The sequence below is a fragment of the Aequorivita nionensis genome, assembly GCF_046352995.1.
GTDB lineage: Bacteria > Bacteroidota > Bacteroidia > Flavobacteriales > Flavobacteriaceae > Aequorivita > Aequorivita nionensis.
In genome coordinates, this window is record NZ_CP130281.1 from 831383 (window position 1) to 855341 (window position 23959).

Annotated in this window: 22 protein-coding genes and 1 tRNA gene; 12 read left to right on the top strand and 11 right to left on the bottom strand. The window is 37.9% G+C overall.

Annotated features, from left to right (window positions below):
• The first annotated feature begins 80 nt into the window (after positions 1-80).
• The 4 genes from Q2U82_RS03720 (at position 81) to Q2U82_RS03735 (ending at position 6161) form a co-directional block, all read left to right on the top strand.
• Positions 81-2471 carry an efflux RND transporter permease subunit gene (locus Q2U82_RS03720; RefSeq protein WP_410006376.1) on the top strand — a complete coding sequence of 797 codons (2391 nt, stop codon included), beginning with the start codon at positions 81-83 and terminating at the stop codon, positions 2469-2471.
• Between the two features lie 88 nt (positions 2472-2559).
• On the top strand, positions 2560-4002 hold the full coding sequence (gene asnS, locus Q2U82_RS03725; protein ID WP_410006377.1) for an asparagine--tRNA ligase: 1443 nt from the start codon (positions 2560-2562) through the stop codon (positions 4000-4002).
• 90 nt (positions 4003-4092) lie between these two features.
• Positions 4093-5556 carry an RNA polymerase factor sigma-54 gene (rpoN, locus tag Q2U82_RS03730; protein WP_410006378.1) on the top strand — a complete coding sequence of 488 codons (1464 nt, stop codon included), beginning with the start codon at positions 4093-4095 and terminating at the stop codon, positions 5554-5556.
• Positions 5556-6161 carry a hypothetical protein gene (locus tag Q2U82_RS03735; protein WP_410006379.1) on the top strand — a complete coding sequence of 202 codons (606 nt, stop codon included), beginning with the start codon at positions 5556-5558 and terminating at the stop codon, positions 6159-6161. Before rpoN ends, Q2U82_RS03735 begins: the two co-directional genes overlap by 1 nt.
• Here Q2U82_RS03735 and Q2U82_RS03740 read toward each other — a convergent pair.
• The 8 genes from Q2U82_RS03740 to Q2U82_RS03775 form a co-directional block, all read right to left on the bottom strand.
• Positions 6156-6860, bottom strand: coding sequence for an outer membrane beta-barrel protein (locus Q2U82_RS03740; RefSeq protein WP_410006380.1), 705 nt, complete (start codon positions 6858-6860; stop codon positions 6156-6158). The two genes, Q2U82_RS03735 and Q2U82_RS03740, sit on opposite strands and share 6 nt — an antisense overlap.
• 104 nt (positions 6861-6964) lie before the next feature.
• On the bottom strand, positions 6965-7438 hold the full coding sequence (locus tag Q2U82_RS03745; protein WP_410006381.1) for an ExbD/TolR family protein: 474 nt from the start codon (positions 7436-7438) through the stop codon (positions 6965-6967).
• 10 nt (positions 7439-7448) lie between these two features.
• On the bottom strand, positions 7449-8078 hold the full coding sequence (locus Q2U82_RS03750) for an ExbD/TolR family protein (protein ID WP_410006382.1): 630 nt from the start codon (positions 8076-8078) through the stop codon (positions 7449-7451).
• Positions 8078-8503, bottom strand: a complete 426-nt coding sequence (locus Q2U82_RS03755) for a hypothetical protein (RefSeq protein ID WP_410006383.1) — start codon at positions 8501-8503, stop codon at positions 8078-8080. Before Q2U82_RS03755 ends, Q2U82_RS03750 begins: the two co-directional genes overlap by 1 nt.
• A 12-nt stretch (positions 8504-8515) precedes the next feature.
• Positions 8516-9325, bottom strand: coding sequence for a MotA/TolQ/ExbB proton channel family protein (locus Q2U82_RS03760; RefSeq protein WP_410006384.1), 810 nt, complete (start codon positions 9323-9325; stop codon positions 8516-8518).
• Positions 9326-9444: 119 nt separating this feature from the next.
• Positions 9445-9532, bottom strand: a tRNA-Ser gene (locus Q2U82_RS03765).
• A gap of 77 nt (positions 9533-9609) precedes the next feature.
• On the bottom strand, positions 9610-10638 hold the full coding sequence (locus Q2U82_RS03770) for an asparaginase (RefSeq protein ID WP_410006385.1): 1029 nt from the start codon (positions 10636-10638) through the stop codon (positions 9610-9612).
• A 17-nt stretch (positions 10639-10655) separates the two neighbouring features.
• The gene (locus tag Q2U82_RS03775) at positions 10656-11420 is read right to left on the bottom strand and encodes a TatD family hydrolase (RefSeq protein ID WP_410006386.1); all 765 of its coding nucleotides are present in this window, start codon (positions 11418-11420) and stop codon (positions 10656-10658) included.
• Positions 11421-11468: 48 nt separating this feature from the next.
• On the opposite strand from Q2U82_RS03775, the gene Q2U82_RS03780 reads away from it, so the two are divergent.
• The 4 genes from Q2U82_RS03780 to Q2U82_RS03795 all read left to right on the top strand — a co-directional run bounded on the left by Q2U82_RS03780 (position 11469) and on the right by Q2U82_RS03795 (position 14839).
• Positions 11469-11903 carry a TIGR02281 family clan AA aspartic protease gene (locus Q2U82_RS03780; protein WP_410006387.1) on the top strand — a complete coding sequence of 145 codons (435 nt, stop codon included), beginning with the start codon at positions 11469-11471 and terminating at the stop codon, positions 11901-11903.
• Positions 11904-11972: 69 nt separating this feature from the next.
• Positions 11973-13982 carry an ATP-binding protein gene (locus tag Q2U82_RS03785; RefSeq protein WP_410006388.1) on the top strand — a complete coding sequence of 670 codons (2010 nt, stop codon included), beginning with the start codon at positions 11973-11975 and terminating at the stop codon, positions 13980-13982.
• Positions 13979-14617, top strand: a complete 639-nt coding sequence (locus Q2U82_RS03790) for a response regulator (protein ID WP_410006389.1) — start codon at positions 13979-13981, stop codon at positions 14615-14617. The genes Q2U82_RS03785 and Q2U82_RS03790 overlap by 4 nt, the downstream gene beginning before the upstream one ends.
• Positions 14618-14695: 78 nt before the next feature.
• On the top strand, positions 14696-14839 hold the full coding sequence (locus Q2U82_RS03795; protein ID WP_410006390.1) for a hypothetical protein: 144 nt from the start codon (positions 14696-14698) through the stop codon (positions 14837-14839).
• A 72-nt stretch (positions 14840-14911) separates the two neighbouring features.
• Here the strand turns inward: Q2U82_RS03795 and odhB are convergent, their stop codons facing one another.
• From odhB to Q2U82_RS03810, 3 genes are all read right to left on the bottom strand, one after another.
• On the bottom strand, positions 14912-16174 hold the full coding sequence (odhB, locus tag Q2U82_RS03800; protein WP_410006391.1) for a 2-oxoglutarate dehydrogenase complex dihydrolipoyllysine-residue succinyltransferase: 1263 nt from the start codon (positions 16172-16174) through the stop codon (positions 14912-14914).
• Positions 16175-16255: 81 nt separating this feature from the next.
• A complete protein-coding gene (locus Q2U82_RS03805) occupies positions 16256-19027 on the bottom strand; it encodes a 2-oxoglutarate dehydrogenase E1 component (protein WP_410006392.1) in 2772 nt (923 codons plus the stop codon).
• A 154-nt stretch (positions 19028-19181) separates the two neighbouring features.
• On the bottom strand, positions 19182-20156 hold the full coding sequence (locus tag Q2U82_RS03810; protein WP_410006393.1) for a polyprenyl synthetase family protein: 975 nt from the start codon (positions 20154-20156) through the stop codon (positions 19182-19184).
• Positions 20157-20310: 154 nt separating this feature from the next.
• Here Q2U82_RS03810 and Q2U82_RS03815 point away from each other — a divergent pair, with 154 nt between their 5' ends.
• From Q2U82_RS03815 to Q2U82_RS03830, 4 genes are all read left to right on the top strand, one after another.
• Positions 20311-20922, top strand: a complete 612-nt coding sequence (locus Q2U82_RS03815; RefSeq protein ID WP_410006394.1) for a TetR/AcrR family transcriptional regulator — start codon at positions 20311-20313, stop codon at positions 20920-20922.
• The gene (locus Q2U82_RS03820; RefSeq protein WP_410006395.1) at positions 20915-22294 is read left to right on the top strand and encodes a TolC family protein; all 1380 of its coding nucleotides are present in this window, start codon (positions 20915-20917) and stop codon (positions 22292-22294) included. The genes Q2U82_RS03815 and Q2U82_RS03820 overlap by 8 nt, the downstream gene beginning before the upstream one ends.
• Before the next feature lie 72 nt (positions 22295-22366).
• Positions 22367-22729: a four helix bundle protein gene (locus Q2U82_RS03825; protein WP_207489328.1), complete on the top strand. Its 363-nt coding sequence runs from the start codon at positions 22367-22369 to the stop codon at positions 22727-22729.
• Between the two features lie 59 nt (positions 22730-22788).
• Positions 22789-23949 (top strand): efflux RND transporter periplasmic adaptor subunit, encoded by a 1161-nt coding sequence (locus Q2U82_RS03830; RefSeq protein WP_410006396.1) that lies wholly within the window; start codon positions 22789-22791, stop codon positions 23947-23949.
• Positions 23950-23959 lie beyond the last annotated feature (10 nt).

Here is a 23959-nt window from a genome sequence, read left to right on the forward strand (position 1 = left end):
TGAAGCTCCCAAAATACATCCAAAATTACCTTACTAATTATCCCAAATACGTACCTTTGTCCATTCTATAAAAAATTGCTTTGAACAAACTTTTTAGTATTGGGTTTTGGAGTTGGGTGGCACGTTTTATTTTACGGAACCGAACCTGGATTTTAATAGTTATTGCAGCCATTACAGTAATGCTGGCGCTTCAGTGGAAAAACATGCGTTTTACCTATACGGAGGCGAATTTGCTGCCGGATGACCACCCTATAAATCTTGAATACGATCAATTTCTTTCACATTTTGGCGAAGAGGGCAACTTGATTGTTATGGGCGTGAAGGATTCTACCATTTTCACTCCTGAAAAATTTAAGGCTTGGAACCAACTTTCCAAAGATATCGGCAAGTTTAAGGAGGTGGAACTGACGCTTTCCGTAGGAAACCTGAAAAAACTAGAAAAGAAAGACAGTACGGGCTTTGAGTTGGTCCCTTTTATAAGAGATTCGGTTTTTACTGATGCGAATCTGGCTGTTTATAAAGACGAGCTTTTTAATAATCTTCCTTTTTATGACGGGCTTATTTATAGTCCAGACAAGCAGAGTATCCGCTCTGCGATTTATATGAAAAAGAACATTGTTAATACTGCGGAACGAAAGGATTTTGTGATAAAGGATTTGATTCCGCTAATCAAAAAGTTTGAGGCAGAGACGGGCATTACGGTTTATACATCTGGAATGCCGTACATACGCACGCTGAACTCCCAGAGTATTATTGATGAGATTGGGCTGTTTATTGGAGCGGCGCTTTTTGTTACTTCGCTTATATTTTTCTTCTTTTTCCGCTCTTTGCGAGCCACATTCATTTCTATGATTACCGTGATTATTGGGGTTATGTGGGCCTTCGGATTTTTGGGATTGATGCATTATGAAATTACGGTGTTAACAGCCCTTATTCCGCCTTTAATTATTGTGATTGGAATTCCGAATTGCATTTTCCTAATCAACAAGTACCAACAGGAAATAAAACTGCACGGTAACCAAGCAAAATCATTACAACGTGTAATTGCAAAAGTGGGTAACGCAACCTTGATGACCAACTTGACAACGGCTTCGGGCTTTGCAACTTTTATCTTGGTGAAGAGTGAGCTCTTGAGTGAATTTGGTATTGTGGCTTCCATTAATATTGTGGCTATCTTTTTGTTGAGTTTGCTTATAATTCCTATTATTTACAGCTATATGCCGGTGCCAAAAGACAAGCACTTAAAGCATTTGAACAAAAGGTGGATTAATAAATTTGTCAATTGGATAGAACGGATGGTGCGTGAGCGTCGCATCACAATTTATATTGTGGCCGTTCTGCTTCTTTGTACAAGTATTATCGGAATTTTCAATATTAAAATTTCAGGGAGCCTTATTGAAGATATGCCAAAAAACACTGGCTTCTTTGATGATATTCGGTTTTTTGAAAAGGAATATGAAGGCATCATGCCCTTGGAAATAATGGTGGATACAAAGAAGAAAAAAGGCGTGATGAGCCTTTCCACCTTAAAACGTATTGATGAGTTGCAGGATCACATAAAAGAAATTCCTGAGTTTGCAAAACCTATTTCGGTTGTGGAATTGGTGAAGTATTCCAAACAAGCTTATTATAATGGCAATCCAGAATATTACCAACTTCCAAATAGCCAAGAGAAGAATTTTATACTTTCTTACGCTAAAAACAGCAATACTAATACAAATCTACTGAGCAGCTATGTGGATAGTACAGGGCAGTTTGCACGTATTACCACATTCATGAAAGATACTGAACCTGACAGGTTTGAACGAATTGAGGAAGACCTTCACAAGGAAATAAACAAAGTTTTTCCGCCAGAAAGATACAATGTTTCTGTTACGGGGAAAGCATTGGTTTTTCAAAAAGGAACTCATTATTTGGTCAACAACCTGATTCTTTCACTGTCTTTGGCCATTTTCTTAATCGCCTTGTTTATGGCGTGGATGTTCCGAAGTTTTAAAATGATTGTAATTTCTTTAATTCCAAACTTACTACCACTAATTATAACCGCGGGAGTGATGGGCTTTGTGGGCGTTCCCATAAAACCCTCTACTATTTTGGTGTTCAGTATTGCCTTTGGTATTTCGGTAGATGACACCATACATTTCCTCGCAAAATACAGGCAAGAACTAATAGCCAATAACTGGAAAATCAAGAAATCTGTTTTTGCCGCTTTGCGGGAAACAGCCGTAAGTATGTTTTATACTTCCATTGTGCTTTTCTTTGGGTTTTCAGTGTTTACCATTTCCAGCTTTGGAGGTACGGTAGCTTTGGGGGCATTGGTTTCCATAACGCTACTTTTTGCAATGCTGTCTAATTTACTGTTACTTCCCACGTTGCTACTTTCACTGGAAAGAAGCATAGCAAACAAGGAAACAATGAAAAAACCTGCAATTGAAATTTTATCAAACGACGAAGAAGAAGTTGACATCTAATTCAGAATTAAAAATTTATATTTTGGGATTTGGGATTTTCTTTTTTGGAATTTTTTTCAAGTATCTTTGCTCCTCTTAAAATTTGACCATGCAAGACAAAACAATAGATGAATTGTTGAAAAGCGAAAAAACCCACGTGGAAGTAATCGTTCGCGGTTGGGTGCGCTCTTTTAGAAGCAATAGATTCATTGCATTAAATGACGGATCAACAATAAAAACCCTACAATGTGTAGTGGATTTTGAAAATTTTGAGGAAGAAGTCCTTAAAAAAGTAACCGTTGGCGCTGCCATTGAAGTTAAGGGCGCGCTAGTGGAAAGCCAAGGCCAAGGCCAAACGCTAGAAATTCAGGTTTCAAAATTGACCGTTTTAGGCGAAGCAAACCCAGAAGAGGTAAAACTTACCATACTTTCACCAAAAAGACATTCGCTAGAAACCTTGCGCGAACAGGCACATTTGCGAATCCGCACCAATACTTTTGGCGCCGTGATGCGTACTCGCTCCAAACTGGCTTTTGCCGTTCACGAATATTTCCAGAAAAACGGGTTCAATTATATGCACTCACCTATTATTACCGGAAGCGATGCAGAAGGTGCTGGTGAGATGTTTCGGGTTACGAATTTAGATGCTAAAAATCCGCCGTTGGATGATAACGGCAATGTAAATTATAAAGAAGATTTCTTCGAAAAAGAAGCCAACCTAACCGTAAGCGGGCAGTTGGAAGCTGAAACGTATGCAATGGCGCTCGGGAAAGTCTATACTTTCGGCCCAACTTTTAGGGCTGAAAACTCCAATACCAGCCGCCACTTAGCTGAGTTTTGGATGATTGAGCCAGAGGTTGCTTTCAATGATTTGGACGCTAACATGGATCTAGCGGAAGATTTTATAAAGTACGTTGTAAATTACGCTTTGGAAAACTGTGCAGATGACTTAGAATTTCTTGAAAACCGTTTGTTGGAAGAAGAAAAGAACAAGCCACAGGATGAGCGCAGTGAAATGAAACTTCGTGAAAAGCTTCGTTTTATTTTGGAGAACAATTTCAAAAGAGTGAGCTATACCGAAGCGATTGATATTTTGAAACGTTCCAAACCAAACCAAAAGAAAAAATTCAAATATATAATTGAAGAATGGGGTGCCGATCTTCAAAGCGAGCACGAGCGTTTTTTGGTGGAAAAGCACTTTAAATGTCCCGTAATTCTTTTTGATTATCCTGCAAATATAAAATCGTTTTACATGCGTTTGAACGACGATGGAAAAACGGTTCGCGCAATGGACGTGTTGTTTCCAGGAATTGGAGAAATAGTGGGTGGCTCGCAACGGGAAGAGCGTTATGACGTTTTGCTTGAAAAAATGAAAACCATGAACGTTGATGCAAAAGAATTATACTGGTATTTGGATCTCCGTAAATTCGGGACCGCCGTTCACAGTGGTTTTGGACTTGGTTTTGAGCGTTTGGTGCAGTTTACCACGGGAATGGGTAACATTCGCGATGTAATTCCGTACCCAAGAACTCCTGGCAACGCAGAATTCTAATCTAAAAAAGCATAAGATTGTATTAAAACTGGCTACTTCATTATTTTAGTAGCTGGTTTTTTTTAACTTTATGAAGTACTAAAAGAAATCATGTTAAAACAACAATTAAGCTTTAAACTTTCCCAGAAATTATCGCCTCAACAAATACAGTTGATGAAGATGATACAACTGCCTACGCAAGCTTTTGAGCAGCGCATTTCACAAGAATTGGAAGAAAACCCGGCTCTTGAAGGTGGAAAAGAAGAGAGTGAAAACTTTGATGATGAATTTAGCAACGATGAATTTGACGACAATTATGACGAGGGCAACGAAGTAATTGAAACTGATATAAACGTTGACGATTACTTAAGCGATGACGAAGTGCCCAGCTATAAACTTTCCGCAAACAATTATAGCGCGGACGATGAAGAAAGGCAAATGCCCTATGCTGCGGGAACTTCTTTTACACAGCATTTGATGCAGCAATTGAGCACCTATCGGTTAGACGAAGAGGAAAAAGAAATTGCGGAGTTTTTGGTGGGAAGCGTTGATGAAAGTGGCTATATAAGACGTGAATTACAGGAAATTGTTGATGATTTGGCTTTTACCCAAAACGTTTACACCACTGAGGATAAAGTTGAAAAAGTACTGAAGATAGTTCAAGAATTGGATCCTGCCGGAGTTGCAGCCCGCGATCTGCAGGAATGCTTATTGCTTCAGTTGGAACGAAGGGAACATACACCGCCTGTAGCCTTAGCAATTGAGATTATTGAAGACTCCTTTGATCATTTCAGCAAAAAACATTACAAAAAACTAATTCAAAAGTTTGATATCACCGAAGACCAACTGCGGGATGCAATCCACGAAATTGAAGGTTTAAACCCAAAACCGGGCGGAACTTATTCTGGAAATACAAGAATGGTGGAGCATGTAGTTCCCGATTTCGCAATAAAAATCATTGATGGCGAATTGGATTTAACCTTAAACGGAAGAAACGCGCCAGAGCTTCACGTGAGCCACGATTACACCAATATGCTGAAGGGCTACAAAGAGTCTAAAGATAAATCCAAAGCGCAGAAAGACGCTGTAATGTTCATAAAACAGAAGCTAGATGCTGCCAAATGGTTTATAGATGCTATCAAGCAACGCCAACAAACTCTTTTTGTTACTATGAATGCAATTATGCACCATCAAGAAGAATACTTTTTGAGCGGCGATGAACGCAAGTTGAAACCGATGATCTTAAAAGACATTGCGGACAAAATTAATATGGACGTTTCCACGGTTTCGCGCGTAGCGAACAGCAAATATGTGGACACGCCTTACGGAACGAAGCTTATAAAGGATTTTTTCAGTGAATCGATGAAAAACGATCAAGGGGAAGATGTTTCTACCAAAGAAATTAAGAAAATTCTTGAAATAACCATATCCGAAGAAAACAAACGGAAGCCACTTACAGATGATAAACTGGCTAAAATTTTATTGGAGAAAGGCTATCCCATTGCACGAAGAACCATTGCCAAATACCGGGAACAATTGGATTTGCCAGTGGCAAGACTTAGAAAAGAAATTTGATGAATTTATTTCTAAAAACCGCATCATATATCTTTCATCCTTTATTGATGCCAATTTTGGGCACCATACTTTATTACAGTGTTACGCCAAGATATTTAGACCCTCAGTTGGTTCGTGTGGAACTTTTTTCAATTGCAATCATTACTATTTTAATTCCTATTGTTATCTTTTTCTTTTTGAAAAATTTACGTGTTGTGGAAACCATCTATTTAAAAGAAGTGAAGGAGCGTAAATTTCCTTTAATGATACAGTGTATACTTTTATTGCTTATCATTAAAATGGTTTTTGACCCTTATGAAGATCCTGAGTTATATTATTTTTTTGTTGGAATTCTCTTTTCAGCCTTTAGTGCTTTGGTGATGGTGTTTTTTAAATTAAAAGTCAGCCTTCACCAAATGGGCGTAGCTGGAATTTTAATGTTTCTAGTTGGATTGAGCGCACATTTCAAAATAAACTTACTTATAACTATCAGTTTTTTCCTTTTTGTAAATGGCTGGGTTGCTTCATCCCGTCTGAATAATGATTCTCACACGTATCCCGAACTTGGCGTGGGATTACTTTTGGGGGCATTACCGCAATTGATTCTATTCAACCTTTGGTTATAGAATATAGAACATCAAACCTAGTTTGAGTGTTCTAAAATCCACCACTTCCCCATCAACAGTCACTGCATCTTTGAAGAAAGGATTTATACTATAGGAAGCAAATAAGTTAAACGTGCTGTATCCAAAACTTAATGTACCAGACAATCGAACTGGATCAAACTCTGGAATTTTTGTTTGGTTCACGTTGTTCCCGGGTTGTTTAAAAGTTGTTTTATACCAATATGCATAACCCACCCTAAAACCAGCATAAACTCTCCAAAATTTATAGCTTGAAGCTGTTGAAGTTCGCCATCTGAATTCCAATGGAGCTTCAATTATGGCCATATTGAATCGATTTCGGGTAAAATCTACATTCCCATCTAAAACCCTAAAAATTGTTTCGTTATTTTGGGTTTCTCCTATAAAAAGATTCTGTCCAAATTGATCAATTGCAATTCCTGCGCCTATTGCAATAGCAATATTTCGTTGTTTGTTAATAGGCATATCCCTAACAAACCCAAATTGAATACCACCAGAAAGACCACGAGTATTCACTCCAGAAGGCATATTTAAGGGCGCATTATATGTTAGACCAATATAAAACTGGTCCTCTCTATAAAGCGAATCAGCTGACACAGGAGGAATAGTGTCCTGGGCCAAAACTGCAAGGGAAACAAGACCTATAAATAATGTAAAGTAGATTCTAAATATCTTTTGCATACCCATAAAGATAAATTTATTTTTCAGAATAAAGGGAACAAAAAAACGCCTTGATCCCAAAAAACCTCGGGTCAAGGCGTTTTAAAAAATAAAGCTTAATAGCCTTATTGATTTATTTCATTTCCAGGAGTGGTAATATAGATAATCTTTAACATGTTAAGATCACGCAATTCCTGTTTAATGTCAGTTACCATTCCAGTATTTGTTTTCTCATCAACTTTTAACGCAACCATAACATACTCCTGAAGCTCAGGACGTAACTTTTGGCGTGCTTCTGTTAAAGCAAATTTAATACTGGTAATATCAGTGTACTTATCACCAATCTGTATTTTTGCCTCAGAGCCGTATTTGTCCTGATATCTGGAGCTTGGCTTTCCAGCATAAATATAAACCGATCGGTCTTTCTTTAGTTTCTCAACTTGATCGGCCTTTGGCAATTTGTTTTGAACAAGCAGATTGTCATCGCGCAATACTGTTACAACCATAAAGAAGAACAGGAGCATAAATACAATATCCGGTAGGGATGCTGTAGAGATGGCTGGCAATCCACCGTCTTTTTTCTTTTTAAATTTTGACATATTCTAAATATTATTGTCCGGATTTTTTAGGTTCTGCTTCAGAAAGTTTTTGAGGAAATAACTTTTGAATAGTTTCCAGTTTTTCCTGTAAAGCTTCTTTTGCAGCTTCGCCTTTTATCTTCCCTTCATCAAGGTCTTTCGTCTTCTCGGTAAATTTCCATCCATAAAGTCTTTCAGATTCCCGATCTCTTAAAAAATTGTACGCAGCAACAAGTTCATTTTGAACAGCTATATACATTTTATAAGAAGTAAGCCTATCATTCTGAACAGATATTACAGCTTTATCAGGGTTATCTGAAGATTCTGGATTTCTTTTACCTTTGCAATAATCGCAATATTCTGCAGTTCCAGCTGATGCTCCACCGTTATCCAGAAAAGCAATTGCTGCTTGGCGCAGATCTTTAAGCTCCATCAATTTTTCCTCTACAAGCAATTGGTCGCTTCTGTTAACATTAACAATAAAGAGGTTTTTTTCCTTGATTTTTACTTGTTCGTCTGTAGGCGGCTCTTTAGGCGGCAACTGTCTCGCGATACCCTTGTCCTTTTCAATGGTAGTAGTTACCAAGAAAAAGATAAGCAAGAGGAAAGCGATGTCAGCCATCGACCCTGCGTTTACTTCAGGTGTTGCTCTTCTTGCCATTATTTTGATATTTTTTTAATTCCGCTGAAAACCATTGCTCCAATAGCTAATACTGCCAATATGTAGAATGTATACAATCCAGTACCAACCCATTTAGAGCCACTTGCAGAGAGCATCTCGCCTTCTTGCATTTCCATAGGTGTACCGTTCGCCAAGACGTAAGAGATAACCACTATAAGTAGAAATGCTCCTATAGAAATTAATGTGTTCTTAATATTTCCTGCTGCTAATCCTTTTAATACAAAGAAAAGAACGAATAGTATTGTAATTGCAAATATTATATATGCAACGTAAAGAAAACCATCAACTCCAGCGCCAGTGGCGGCAACTTCAGTATCACCTTTCGCGATGATCATTGCAAGAAAAATAACTCCTGCAACGCTTAGAAGCAATGCTACTATTTTTAAAATTTTATGTAATGCCATCTTGTGGTTTGTTTAGATTTTGTTTTTTTGTTTGTAGTCGAACAACATGTCGATCAAAGTGATTGAAGCGTCTTCCATACTATTAACGATACTATCAATCTTAGCGATAATATAGTTATAGAAAATTTGAAGTATAATAGCCACGATCAAACCAAATACAGTTGTTAAAAGTGCCACTTTAATACCTCCTGCCACAAGTGACGGGTTCATATCCCCAGCTGCTTGAATTTTATCAAAGGCAATAATCATCCCGATTACCGTACCCATGAAACCAAGCATCGGAGCCAAAGCAATGAAAAGAGATATCCAAGATACATTCTTTTCAAGTTGCCCCATCTGAACACCACCATAGGCAACTACTGCTTTTTCAGCAATATCAATACCTTCGTGGGCGCGGTCCAAACCTTGATAGTAGATTGAAGCAACAGGACCTTTTGTGTTTCTGCACACTTCTTTAGCAGCGTCAATACCACCACTGTTTAGTGCATCTTCAACATCTTGAGCCAATTTTTGAGTGTTGGTAGTAGAAAGATTAAGGTAAATAATTCTTTCAATAGCAATAGCCAATCCAAGAATTAAACACAATAGAACGATCCCCATAAATCCAGGACCACCTTCTACAAAGCGTTCTTTCAATTCTTGATGAAATCCTTTATCAGCTTCGGCAGCTGGAGCCGCTTCATCTTGAATAATAGTAAATGTGGCTGCTGTAACCAAAGCTTGTGAACTTGTTGGCATTGTTTGCGCTGTTGCAGCGTTTGCGTTTAACGTGCCTGCAAAAACGATTGCGGCAAGCGCCAGAATAGAAAATAATTTTTTCATTGCTATCGACTTAAAGTTTGTTTTTAGTTAAAGGTTTAAAGATATAAAATAATTTAGTTAATCTGCAAGAATATTAATTTACACTCAAATGAGCTTCTTGATATTCTATAAGTTTGTTGCAGAGAGGAAGGGATTCGAACCCTCGATACGCTTTTGGCGTATACACGCTTTCCAGGCGTGCGCCTTCGACCGCTCGGCCACCTCTCTATTATGCTGCCACTTCTTAAAATGGAGTGCCAAATATCACAAAAAAAATAACGCTATAAAAAAATTAGTGGGTTAATTTATTGCATTTCTCCGCGCAAGGAGGTTTCAAATATGGTTTTGAAGCTGTTAGCCGAAATTTTTTGTCCCAATAAGTACATTAATTTTGCTAATGCGGCTTCCGTAGTGCAGTCTTTTGCGCTAATAACACCTATTTTTTTTAGTTCGGTACTGGTTTCATAAAGGCCCATATTCACACTTCCACCGGAACATTGTGTCACATTAATAACGGGAACTCCTTTTTTAATAACTTTTTTAAGTGAATTTATAAACCATTCGGCATTGGTTACATTACCGCTTCCGTAGGTTTCAAGCACCAATCCTTTTATTTCAGGGTATTCAAAAAGATATTTTACCGTTGCTTCATCAATTCCTGGAAACATTTTTACCAAAAGAATATTGCTCTCCAATGTTTTGTGGACTTTCAACTTTTTTCTTCGGTTTGGTCTGTATAACGCTTCATTGTTAACCACCAAATGCACTCCACTTTGTACCAATTCGGGATAATTTAAAGAGGCGAATGCTTCAAAATGCTCTGCATTTATCTTGGTTGTTCGGTTTGCGCGATATAATTTGTATTCAAAATAAAGACAGACCTCAGCAATTTTTGAAAAGCCTTTTTCTTGAAGTGAAGCAATCTGGATGGATGTAATTAGGTTTTCCTTAGCATCTGTTCGCAAATCACCTATTGGCAATTGAGATCCAGTGAAAATGACGGGCTTACCCAAATTTTCCAACATAAAACTTAATGCAGAAGCGGTGTAGCTCATTGTGTCACTGCCGTGAAGCACGACAAAACCATCCATTTTTTCATAGTTTTCTTCAATAATGGTTGAAATGTCCACCCAATATTTTGGGTTCATATTAGAACTATCAATCGGTTTTGAGAATGTGGTTGTTGTAATATTACAATCCAGTAGCTTTAGCTCTGGGATATGGTTTAGCAATTCATCAAAATTGAAATTGCGCAGCGCGCCGGTTTCAAAATCCTTTATCATCCCGATTGTTCCGCCAGTATATATAAGGAGTATGTTTGGTTTTTTTGTCATATTTATTTATACCTAATTTATATTCCAAAAACGTTCTTTGAATTTTGAGTAGTAACTCGAGCTATCTCTTCTTCAGGAATTCCATAAATCTCCGAAACCTTTTTACAGATCAAGGACAAATAGCTGCTTTCATTTCGTTTTCCGCGGAAAGGCGCTGGGGCAAGATAAGGCGAATCGGTTTCCAGAACGATGTGTTTTAGCGGAATTTCATTTAAAAAAGTATCGATTTTTCCGTTTTTAAAAGTAGCCACACCGCCAATGCCAAGTTTCATATTATATGAAATTGCCCTTTCAGCCTGCTCTAAAGTTCCTGTAAAGCAGTGAAAAATCCCGAAGAGATCATCGCTTTTTTCAGTTTCCAAAACTTCAAAAATTTCATCAAAGGCATCACGGCAATGAATAACTATTGGCAATTTGTATTTCTTCGCCAATTGAATTTGCCTTTTGAAAGCTGTTTTCTGAATTTGTAAAGTAGATTTATCCCAATAAAGATCGATGCCAATTTCACCAACGGCATAAAAATTTCTTATTTTGAATTGTTCCTCAACATGCGCCAATTCTTCTACAAAATTTTCCTTTACCGAGGTTGGATGCAAACCCATCATCAAAAAAACATTATTGGGATATTCTTTTTCCAATGAATACATCGCTTCGGTATAACCGGAATCAATGGCCGGAATGAAAAAGCGTTTTATGCCAGCATCAAAAGCACGTTGCATCATCTGCGGACGGTCTTCGGCAAAGGCTTCACTATATAAATGGGTGTGTGTATCAGTCAACATAGTTGCAAAGCTACTTATTTTGTTTGCTATCTTTACACAAAAAAATTAATGCAGCTACGCAAATTTCTTGAAGACCAAGGTTTTTATCGCATTCCACTTAAAAAGTTAGCCACCGGCCATTATCTTTTTTCAGCAAAAATAAACACTGTCTTGGGTGATTTTATTCTGGATACTGGCGCATCTGCAAGCTGCGTGGGTTTCAGGGACAGTGCACATTTCTTATTGATAAGCGAGGAAAGCATCATTAAAGCTGCTGGAGCTGGTGCCATAAATATGGAAACTATGCTGTCCCGAAAAAATAAATTTAGCATCCATAATTGGGAAATTAGAAATATGGATTTCGTGCTTTTTGACCTTTCACATGTAAATGAGGCATTGTTGCAGGTGAATGAAGGACCGGTTCATGGCATCATTGGTGCAGATTTTTTAAAGGAGCATCGGGCAGTGATAGATTATGGTAGAAATTGCTTCTATATAAAATAGAATGGTTTTTAGATATGGTTTATTTACAATAATTTAAGTACTTTTATCTTCTTCTGAAATAATTCATTTGTGCTGAAAAAAATAGGAATCCTCTTTTTCATTATTGCGTTTTCCCCAGCTTCGGGGTATTGTCAAGATATTCCACATTATGAAAAAAAATTAGCTTCAGCCAAAACCAAAACAGAAAGTCTTACGGCACTGGATAGTTTATTGTCCCGAACATTTTATACCGATAGTGACGCTTTTATAAAATACAGCATACAATACATAAGTTTGGCACAAGAGATGGACAGTATTGAGGATGCAGCCAGGAAGGCGATGAACCTTCAGTATCCACTTACCAACTATGCAAACGACCCCCTGAATGCAATAACCATAATAAATAGTGTGCTTGCACGTAAATATAAAATCAGAGACAGTCTTTTGCTGGGCGGCCTTTATATTAAACGCGGCAAAGCCAACACCAAGGTAGATCTTAAAAAAGCCATTGAAGATTATAACATGGCACTAGAAAATTTTTCAAAAACCGATTCCCTGAACATTGCAGACACTTATCTTTTTAGAGGGCAGGCATATTCAAATTTGGGGAGATTTGTTTTAGCTGGTGAAGATTTCACCCAAGCATACACTATATATGAAATTAAAAAAGAATATGACTATATGGTTTATGCACAGCAAGGCATAATTAGCATGTTCAGTATGAATGGTTTCTATGAAAAAGCAAAGATGGAGCGCAATGCTTTAATTGATAAAATGAAGACATTAGGGTTGAGCAGGTTTTTGTCAAATGAATATTACAATCAGGCTCTAGATTATAAAAAAATGGGAGAACGTGATTTAGAATACAAGTCATTGTTAACCGCCGAGAAAATTTTCAATAAAGAAGAATCAGAACAATCCACATTTATTGGCATCCATTCAAGATTAATAGAATATTATTGTGAGCACAACCAAATTATTGAAGCAAAAAAACATTTAGAACTTATAGAGAATTTGGAATATGATCTCTCTGGAGATCCTTCAGCAGAACTAAATTTTTTAGGGGGAAAAGCTAAGTATCTTCAAACAATTGGCAAACATGAAGAAGCAATAAAACTTGCACAGAACAAGCTAGAAATAGCAAAAAAATTAGGAATGGAAGATGAAATAATGAGTTCCTATTCTTTTCTTTCTGAGCTCTATTTTGACACGGAAGATTACAAAAAGAGCGTTGAAAACAACCAAGCTGCAAATGCCATCAAAGATTCTATATACAATCGCAGTACTGCAAATGCCCTAGCTTACTACCAAACTCTTTATGAAACAGAAAAAAAAGAAAAAGAACTTGTTGAAAAATCCACAAGCATCACACTTCTTGAAAAGGACAATGAAGGTTTTAAAAAAGCCATGCTTTTTGGCGGTATTGCCATTCTCCTAGGTTTTGGTCTAATCTTGCTTTTCCGTAACCAAAGGCATTTAAGAAGCAATAAAATCCTTCAAGAAAAATTTAGTCAGGAATTGCTAATTTCACAAGAAAGCGAGCGCCGAAGAATATCAAAAGACCTACACGACGGTATTGGCCAACAATTATTGGTCATCAAGAACAAGCTGATGGCAAGTGGCGATGACGACACAAAAAAAATGGTGGACCATACCATAGAAGAAGTCCGGGCAATTTCTAGAGATTTGCACCCCTTTCAGTTACAAGAACTGGGCATTACCAAGGCCATTGAATACACCATAAACATGATAGATGAAAACACTACGCTTTTCATCTCTGCTGAAATTGATAATATTGACAACATTTTCTCAAAAGAGGACGAAGTAAACATCTATAGGATAATTCAAGAAAGCCTTAGTAATATATTAAAACACGCAAACGCAGAAGCGGGAAAAGTATCCGTAAAAAAATTCACCAATAACATTCTTATCTCAATTCGTGACAATGGTGTGGGCTTTGACTTTGCAGAAAAATACCAAGATGTAAAATCATTAGGCCTGAAAACACTTTTAGAACGTACAAAATTTTTAAAAGGCCAAATGAAGGTAACCTCTAAAAAAGACACCGGCACTGTGCTGGAATTTCAATTTCCATTATGAGCAACACTACACCATCTATCATTATTGCAGACGACCACCCCTTACTATTAAAAGGGCTCAGCGACTTTTTGATTGAAAAAGGCTATAACCTAGTGGGAAGTGGCAAAGATGGAAGAGAGGCATACAACCTTATTACCAAAAAAAACCCAGACATTGCAATACTTGACATCCAAATGCCTTATATGTCTGGACTCGAAATTGCACAACAATGCAAGGGACTTGATTTAGACACCAAAATTGTATTGATAACACTTCACAAAGAAAAAGATCTTTATCAAAAAGCCCAGGAACTTAATATATTTGGTTACATATTGAAAGAGTTTGCACTAGAAGAGATTGAGAACTGTATTAAAACTGTTACTGAAGGCGCTCCTTTTTTTAGTGATAAAATAAAAGAGCTGATAGGAGTTGTTTTTGTGGATGATGGTGAACTTAACACACTTACCCCTTCAGAAAAAAAGATTTTGAAGTTAATTGCACAAGACAAGACCAACAAAGAAATTGCCTCCCAGCTTTTCATTTCATACAGAACAGTAGAAAAACACCGTAGCAACATCATTACTAAACTCAATATAGAGCCCAAAACAAACAGTCTCCTTATTTGGGCAAAAGAGCATCATGAAAAACTGTTATAGAACTACTTAAGGTATTATTCAGAAATTTACGTGTTACCACGTATTTTATATTTCTATAGAAAGATGGATATTTACACTATGAAAGAAACAGTTTATATAGAGGAAAAAGAAAAAGATTACAATGCTGCTACAACTTCTACCAAACCAAGAGTTATAGCTATAGCTGTTTCAGTAGTATTGGTCCTTTTGCTTAACTTGATCAATACTTTATTTTTTAGCTGATAAGATGTTTCCTAACTAACCAAAAAAATCCGGCTCATTGGCCGGATTTTTTATTTTCTAATTGTTTTTCGGTTATAGTTCCAAAGCGCGTTTAACGTTGCCGTCCATTAATAGTTCTTCTGGACTTTCCAAAGCTTCTTTTATTGCAACCAAGAAACCAACAGATTCGCGGCCGTCAATTATTCTGTGATCATAAGACAAAGCTACATACATTACTGGTGCAACCACTATTCCACCGTCGCGAACTATTGCGCGCTCCACAATATTGTGCATTCCCAGAATTGCAGATTGTGGAGGATTTATAATTGGCGTTGAAAGCATACTTCCGAAAACACCTCCATTTGAAATTGTAAACGTTCCGCCTGTCATTTCATCAACAGTAATTTGACCGTCGCGGGCACGAATTGCAAGGCGTTTCACTTCATCTTCCACGCCTCTAAAACTTAGGTTTTCTGCATTTCTTATTACAGGAACCATTAAACCTTTCGGTCCTGAAACGGCTATTGAGATATCTTTAAAATCATACGTAATCATATAATCGCCATCAATCATAGAATTTACATCTGGATAAAGTTCCAAAGCACGAACCACGGCTAAGGTGAAAAATGACATGAATCCAAGACCAACTCCGTGTTTTTCCTTGAATTGCTCTTTGTATTGGTTTCGTAATTCAAAAATAGCTGTCATATCTACTTCGTTGAAAGTAGTAAGCATTGCGGTTTCGTTTTTTGCTGAAACCAAACGCTCTGCTACTTTTCGGCGAAGCATGGAAAGCTTTTTACGCTCGCTTCCACGACTTCCACTTCCTGGAGTTCCCATAGATGGTGTAGCATTGTTGGCATCATCTTTAGTGATTCTTCCATCGCGGCCACTTCCCTTTACATCTTTAGAAGACATTCCTTTTTCATCAAGAATTTTCTTAGCGGCAGGTGAAGGAGAACCTGTTGCGTATGTTTTTTTATCCTGTTCCTGATTTGGAGTGGAAGATTTTGAAGGAGTTTGTGTTTTGGCTTCAGCTTTTTTAGGAGCATCTTCTTTTGAATCAGATTTTTCAGAAGTTTCCTTTTTATCGGAAGCATCGTCACCACCTGGCTTTTTGGCATCTGTGTCAATAATACAAACTACATCGCCCACGGCTACAGTATCGCCTTCTTCGGCTTTCAAGGTAATAATACCACTGGCTTCTGCGGGAAGTTCCAATGTAGCTTTATCGCTATCAACTTCAGCGATTGCTTGGTCTTTTTCAACATAATCGCCATCTTTTACTAACCAAGATGCTATTTCAACTTCGGTGATGGATTCTCCCGGAGACGGGACTTTCATTTCTAATGCCATAGTATTGTTATTTAATATAAACCTCGGTTTACAATTCTTTAAATTTAATTTTTTTTTCTTTCTTTAAAATTTTCAGAAAAACTAATCCATGTTTTTATCAAAAACGTTTTCAATCACTTTTGCGTGTCGCGCTTTTGACCTTACTGTGCTGCCAGCGGCAGGCGCTGCATACATTTTTCTGCTGCAAACCCTGAAATTTCTGGCTTCTTCAAAATGCATCAAAATGTGTGAGTAAGCTCCCATGTTTTTAGGTTCTTCTTGTGCCCAAACTACATCGTCTGCATTTTTATATTTTTTGAGAATCTTTTTCATTGCATCTGTTGGCAATGGGAACAACTGTTCCACACGCACCAATGCAACGTCATCTCTTTTCAGTTCTTCTCTTTTTTCAAGTAAATCGTAATAGAATTTACCCGTAACAAAAACCAGAGTTTTCACTTTTGAAGCTTTCGCTTCGGCATCGTCTATCAGCATTTGGAAACTGCCATTGGCCAATTCTTCTTTGGTAGAAACCACTTTTGGATGGCGCAACAAACTTTTCGGGGTAAAAACAATCAATGGTTTGCGATAATTCACTTTCAATTGTCTTCTAAAAAGGTGAAAGAGATTCGCTGGTGTTGTTACGTCTGCCACAAACATATTATCATTTGCGCAAAGCTGAAGGTAACGCTCCATTCTCGCGGAAGAATGTTCCGCGCCCTGCCCTTCATAACCATGTGGCAAAAGCATTATCAAACCATTCTGCAGTTTCCATTTATCTTCTGCCGCAGAAATATATTGGTCAATCATTATCTGCGCCCCATTGCTGAAATCGCCAAACTGTGCTTCCCAAAGTGTCAATGTATTCGGACTTGCCATGGCATAACCATAATCAAACCCAACAACCCCATATTCCGAAAGCAATGAATTGTATATATAAAAATCGCCTTGGTCGCCTTTCAAATTGTTTAAAAGCACAACTTCTTCCTCGCTGTCCTCCACTTTTATAACGGCGTGACGGTGTGAAAACGTTCCGCGCTCCACATCTTGCCCACTCATTCGCACATCGTGACCTTCTTTTAAAAGTGTTCCGTAGGCAAGCAATTCGCCCATGGCCCAATCCAATTTGTTGTCCTCAAAATACATAGTGTGCCTTGCTTCAACAAGCTTGGCTATTTTTTTTAGGAACTTTTTATCCTGAGGCAACTTTGTGATTACTTCTGCAATTTCATCCAGCTTTTTTAAGTCAAACTTTGTGTTGACCGCTTCCATCATTTTATCCTCCTCAGCATATTCATAGCCTTCCCACTCATCCTGCATAAAAGGAGTGATGGTAGTTTTGTCTTCTTTTCTGGAATCTTCAAGATTTTCCTCTAACTTGTCTTTATATTCCTGCTCCAGTTTATCAGTATATCCTTTTTCAATCACGCCTTGCGCAATCAGTTTATCTGCATAAATATCTCTTGGATTTTCATGCTTTGCAATGGCCTTGTAAAGTTTCGGTTGGGTGAAACGCGGTTCATCCCCTTCGTTGTGGCCGTATTTTCTATAGCCCAACAAATCAATGAAAACATCGCGACCAAATTCCATTCTGAAATCTAAAGCGAAAAGCATCGCATGCACCACAGCTTCCACATCATCGGCATTTACGTGAAGTATTGGTGAAAGGGTCACTTTCCCAACATCGGTACAATAAATGGACGAACGTGCATCCAAATAATTGGTGGTAAAACCAATTTGGTTATTCACTACAATATGAATGGTTCCCTGTGTTTTATAGCCATCCAATTGCGCCATTTGCACAATTTCATAAACAATTCCCTGTCCGGCAATTGCAGCATCGCCGTGTACAATTATTGGTAATACTTTATTGGGGTTGTTTTTATGGTGGTCGTCTTGCTTAGCTCTTGTAATACCTTCAACAACGGCCCCCACTGTTTCCAAATGCGAAGGGTTTGGCGCTATATTTAAATTTATTTCTTTTCCAGATTCGGTTTTTCTTTTTGAAGTCCAACCCAAATGATATTTTACGTCGCCATCAAAAATATCCTGTGCATAATCCTTTCCGTCAAATTCACTAAAAATATCTTTAGCACTCTTTCCGAAAATGTTTGTCAACGTGCTCAAACGCCCGCGGTGAGCCATTCCCATTACAAATTCCTCAACTCCTTTTTCGGCGGCATTTTCAATCAACGCATCCAAAGCTGGAATTAAGCTTTCGCCACCTTCCAATGAAAATCGTTTTTGACCAACGTATTTTGTGTGAAGAAAACTCTCAAAAGACACAGCTTCATTGAGTTTTTTAAGAATGTGTTTTTTGTGTTCTGAAGAAAAGCTCGGCTGATTGTCATTAACATTCAGCTTTTCCTGAATCCATTGAATTTCATTCGGCTTTCGGATATACATATATTCAATCCCAATGGAATCGCAATAAATGCTTTCAAGATGCTTTATAATTTCTTCCAGCGTAGCCTCACCTATTCCGAGAATTTCGCCAGCTTTAAAAGTAGCTTTAAGATCGTGCTGTGAAAGGCCGAAATTTTCCAACGCAAGTGTTGGCGTATATTTTCTGCGCTCGCGAACGGGATTGGTTTTGGTATAAAGATGGCCTCGGGTTCTGTAACCGTCTATCAATTTCACCACTTGAAATTCCTTTATAACATCCTCACAATTTGCTCCTTCAGCATATTGTGGTGCTTCCACAGCTTCGTTTGTGCCAAAAAATTCGTGGGCACTATTTTCAGAACCAAAGTCAAATCCTTGGAAAAACGCTCTCCAACTGGGTTCAACACTGTCTGGATATTGTAAATATTTTTCGTAAAGTTCCGCGATGTAAGATGGGTGAACCGCGTTTAAGAAGGAAAATTTATCCATGATAAATATGCAAAGGGTCTTTTTTGTAAAACGCTACAAAAATACAACAAATAGATAAACTAGCTGACTGGAATCTTTATATTTATACGCTTGAAAATCTTAAAATATTCATAAATAAAACCTTAGTAAAAACAGGAATTTGATCATCTGTTTTTCAAACGTTTCGCTGCATCAAACTGTTACCAAATTCGCGGAGCATTTCCCTTTTTTCTTCAGAAATATTTATTATTTCCAAAAGCGAAAAAGCATTCATGCTGTATTTTTCTATTTCATCACGGGTAGCCTCAGCAGCGCCGGAGGTCAGGAATATTTCTTTTACAGTTGAAATTTTATCGGTCGGGTCTTTCGGGTTGATACTGAAAAGATGTTCCAATTCTTCTGATTGCTGTGAGGAACCTTGCCCAATAGCCATTAAATAAAGAAATGTTTTTTTGTTTGCAATAATATCGCCGCCCACTTGTTTTCCAAAGGTTTCCGGATTGCCGAACACGTCCAAATAATCGTCCTGCAACTGAAAAGCAATGCCTAAATTTCTTCCGAATTGATAAATTTTGTCTTTATCACTTTCGGAAACTTCAGCCACAATAGCGCCCATTTTCATTGCCGCTCCCAATAATACGGCGGTTTTATGGTCTATCATTTTTATGTATTCCACCAAGGTAACATCATCACGGGTCTCAAAATCCATGTCGTGCTGTTGGCCTTCACAAACCTGCAGAGCGGTTTCGCTAAAAAGTCTTGCGAGTTCCTGAAACATTTGTGGCTCATAATTTTCAAAAAAACGGTACGCCAAAATAAGCATCGCGTCTCCGGAAAGGATTGCTGTGTTTACATCCCATTTTTCATGGACTGTTTTTTGGCCCCTTCGCAAAGGCGCATTGTCCATTATATCGTCGTGGATAAGTGAAAAATTATGAAACAATTCCACGGCCAGAGCGGCGTGAATAGCTTTTTTGAAATCAGTGCCAAAAAAATCGCAAACCATTAATGTGAGCACGGGACGAAGCCTTTTGCCCCCCAAAGAGAGAATGTATTTTATGGGGTCGTAAAGTTGGCGCGGTTCTTTTTGGGCAACGGCACTGTCAAGATATTCCTGAAGTACTTGGTTGTATTTTTTCAAAAAATCCATTCAATAAAAATTTTGGCTAAAGTAAAACAAGCAAAGCAAAAGCACACAATTTAAAACCAAAAATAGGCGGCTTGTTAATGCATTGTTAAAAAAATTAAACTTAGGAAACTTTTTTTGTTTTAAAAGTTTCCCCGACATATCTTTGCGCCCAATTATGAAAGAAAAAATTGTTCAAAAAGCCACTGGTCTTTTCTTAAAGCTTGGTTTTAAAAGCGTTACGATGGATGATATTGCCAATGAAATGGCTATTTCAAAAAAAACCATTTATACACATTTTAAAAACAAAACCGCCTTGGTCAAGGAATGTACATGTAATGTACTTCAAAATATTACTTCCGGAATTGATGAAATTTGTTCCATGGAGCAGAACCCCATTGAGGAATTATTCGAAATAAAAAAATTCGTAATGGGAAAAATTGAGGATAAAAATTCTTCCCCGCAGTACCAACTTCAAAAATATTATCCAGAAATAAGTGAAGGTTTAAAAGAAAGTCATTTTGAAAAGATGATGGAATGCACCCGCACAAATCTTAGAAGGGGTATTGAACTGGGGCTTTACAGAAGCAATTTGGATATAGAATTCATCGCAAGGCTTTATTTTTTGGGTAATCATGGCACCAAAGACCAAAACCTTTTTCCTCTCGACAAATTTTCAACCAAATTCATTACAGAGGAATATTTGGAATATCATTTACGCGGAATTGTAACACCGGAAGGTTTTTTAACACTAAAAAGATTCATTAAAGAACACCAAACCAATGACTAAAAAACTTTTAATATTCAGTTTTCTATTGTGCGCTACTTTAGGTTTTTCGCAGGAGCAGAAAAATTATACGTTCAGTTTGGAAGAGGCGGTAACCTTTGCTTTGGACAGCAATTACACCTCCATAAATGCGCAACGCGATATTGCCAAAGCCATCAAACAAAAGTGGGAAACCACTGCGCAGGGTCTGCCGCAGATAGATGGAAATATTTCGTACAACAACAACCTAAAACAGCCTGTAACCTTGCTTCCCGCTGAAATTACTGGTGGCGAACCGGGCACTTTTGTTCCCGTTACTTTTGGAACAAAACAAAGCGCAAATGCTGTGGCAACGCTAAATCAATTAATTTTTGACGGAAGTTATCTTGTAGGCTTAAAAGCGGCAAAGGCGTTTTTGAGGTATTCTGAAAATGCCAACGAGAAAACCCGTTTGGAAGTGCGGAAAGGTGTAATCAACGCCTACGGAAGTGTTTTGCTGGCGCAGGAATTGGTGGACATTTTTGAAAAAAACAAAACCAATCTTGAAGATAATCTCAACGAAACCCGAAAAATTTACGAAAACGGTTTAGCAGAAGAGGAAAGTGTAGAGCAGTTGGAAATCACTCTTTTGGATATTGAAACCCAACTCAACAATGCCCGCAGAAGCCAAGCCATTGCAAAGCAAATGTTCAATCTTGCTTTGGGAATTGACGTGGAAGCGCCAGTAACTTTGACCGATGATTTGGACCAATTGGCCAATCAAAACATAAGTCTTTCTCTTTTGGATTCTTCTTTAAAAATTGAAGAAAACGTAGATTATAAAATTGCCTTTAACCTAACTGAACAACGCTATTTTGAAAACAGACTTGAAAAAAGCAAGTTTCTACCCCGTCTTTCGGCTTTTGTGAATTATGGAACTTCAGCCAACAGTGATGATTTCAGCTTTTTTAATGGTGATCAGGTTTGGTATCAATCTTCTGTTTTGGGGGTTAGTTTAAACATTCCCATATTCAGTAGCGGTATGAGAAGCGCCGCGAGCCAACGCACCAAAATAGCTTTGGATCAGGCAGAGACAGATTTGGAACAGACCAAACAACAAATAAAACTTGATTTAACAACGGCCCAAAGCAATTATCAATTCGCTATTGAGAATTATGAAAACTCAAAGAAAAATCTTGCCTTGGCCGAGCGTATTGAAGGAAAAAATCAAGTGAAATTCACGGAAGGCCTTTCAACCAGTTTTGATTTACGTCAGGCCCAAACCCAATTATATTCAGCACAGCAACAATTTTTTCAATCCATGCTTACGCTAATTAATGAAAAAGCAAACCTTGAAACAGTTCTCAATATTCCGCAGTTGCGGATGAATTATGAAGAAATTAAAGGGAAATACTAATTAAAAGTTGAGGAGTTGAGGAGTTTAGAGTTGAGAGCGCAATTAAAGAATGACGACTAAAATAATTTGATTATGAAAATTTTCGGTTTTGAAAAACTACAGGTTTGGCAACGATCAAAACAAGTTTCCATTAAAATATATAAAGCTACGGCTGATTTTCCTTCCGAAGAAAAGTTCGGTCTTACCAGTCAAATGAGGAGAGCTGCAGTTTCAATTTCCTCTAATATTGCGGAAGGAACTGGAAGACATACTAACAAGGATAAGGGACGATTTACAGAAATTGCCTATAGTTCCGCACTTGAATTATTAAACCAATGTATCCTTTCTAACGATTTGGAATTTTTAAACGAGGAAAAATATTTTGAACTAAGAAACGACATAACCGAAATTACAGCTATGCTCGACGGTTTATATAAATCACAAATTCCTAACTAACCCCAACTCCTAAACTAATCAACTCCTAAACTAATCGACTTTTTAAAAATAAATCAAAAATGAAAAAATCACTTCTATTACTAATAACAATCATCACCCTCGCTTCCTGCGGTGGTGACAACAAATCTGTTGATGCGGTTATTGATTCGAAAGACATGGCGGCGGTAAAAGCCAAGCGTGCCGAACTGAACAAACAGCAGCGCGAACTTAAGGCCGACATCGATAAATTGAACGCCTACATAGACGAAAACGAAAAGAAAGAAAGACCAGCTTTAATCACTGCTGAGGTAATTAAAGACACCCTTTTTAAACATTATGTTGAAGTGCAAGGTAATGTGGAGACGGATCAAAATGTAGTTTTAAATGCGGAATATTCCGGTGTACTTACCAATGTGTATGTAAAGGAAGGCCAACGCGTTTCCAAAGGACAGCGTCTTGCGAAAATAGACGATGGCGGAATGTCCAGCCAAGTTGCACAACAGGAAGCTCAGTTAGCATTGGCCAAAACCACTTTTGAGCGTCAAGAGCGTTTGTGGGAACAAAAAATTGGTTCCGAAATACAGTATTTGCAAGCCAAAACTAATTATGAAGCTGCCAAAAATGCTACCCAGCAAATGCGTTCACAGCTAGGAAAAACAGTAGTTACAGCCCCATTCAGCGGTGTAGTGGACGAAATTATTTCAGATCCGGGACAAGTGGTGGTTCCCGGGCAAACCCCAATCATCCGCTTGGTGAACTTGAGCGATATGTATGTGAAAGCTTCCATCCCGGAGACCTATCTTAGAAACATAAAAAAGGGAACGCAAGTAAAGGTGAAATTGGCTTCAATAAACGAAGAATTCACCGGAACCGTTCGCCAAGTAAGCAACTACATAAATCCGAACAATAGAAGTTTTGAAATACAAGTTGAAATTCCAAATAAAGATGGACTGGTAAAACCAAACCTTATCGCCACTGTAAAAGTGAACGATTACAGCGCGGAAGGAGCCATTACCGTTCCAGAAAATGTATTGCAGGAAAATGCCGCAGGCGAAACGATTGCCTATATCTACCAACCCGTGAACGATTCCGTAGGAATTGCCAAACGCGTTCTGCTTGAAACCGGGCTTTCCTACCAAAACCACACCGAGGTAAAATCTGGCCTCAAAAAAGGCGATACCATAATCAAGGAAGGTGCAAAAACCCTTCGCGACGGTCAGAAAGTAACCATCAAAAACTAAGAAAACCTTT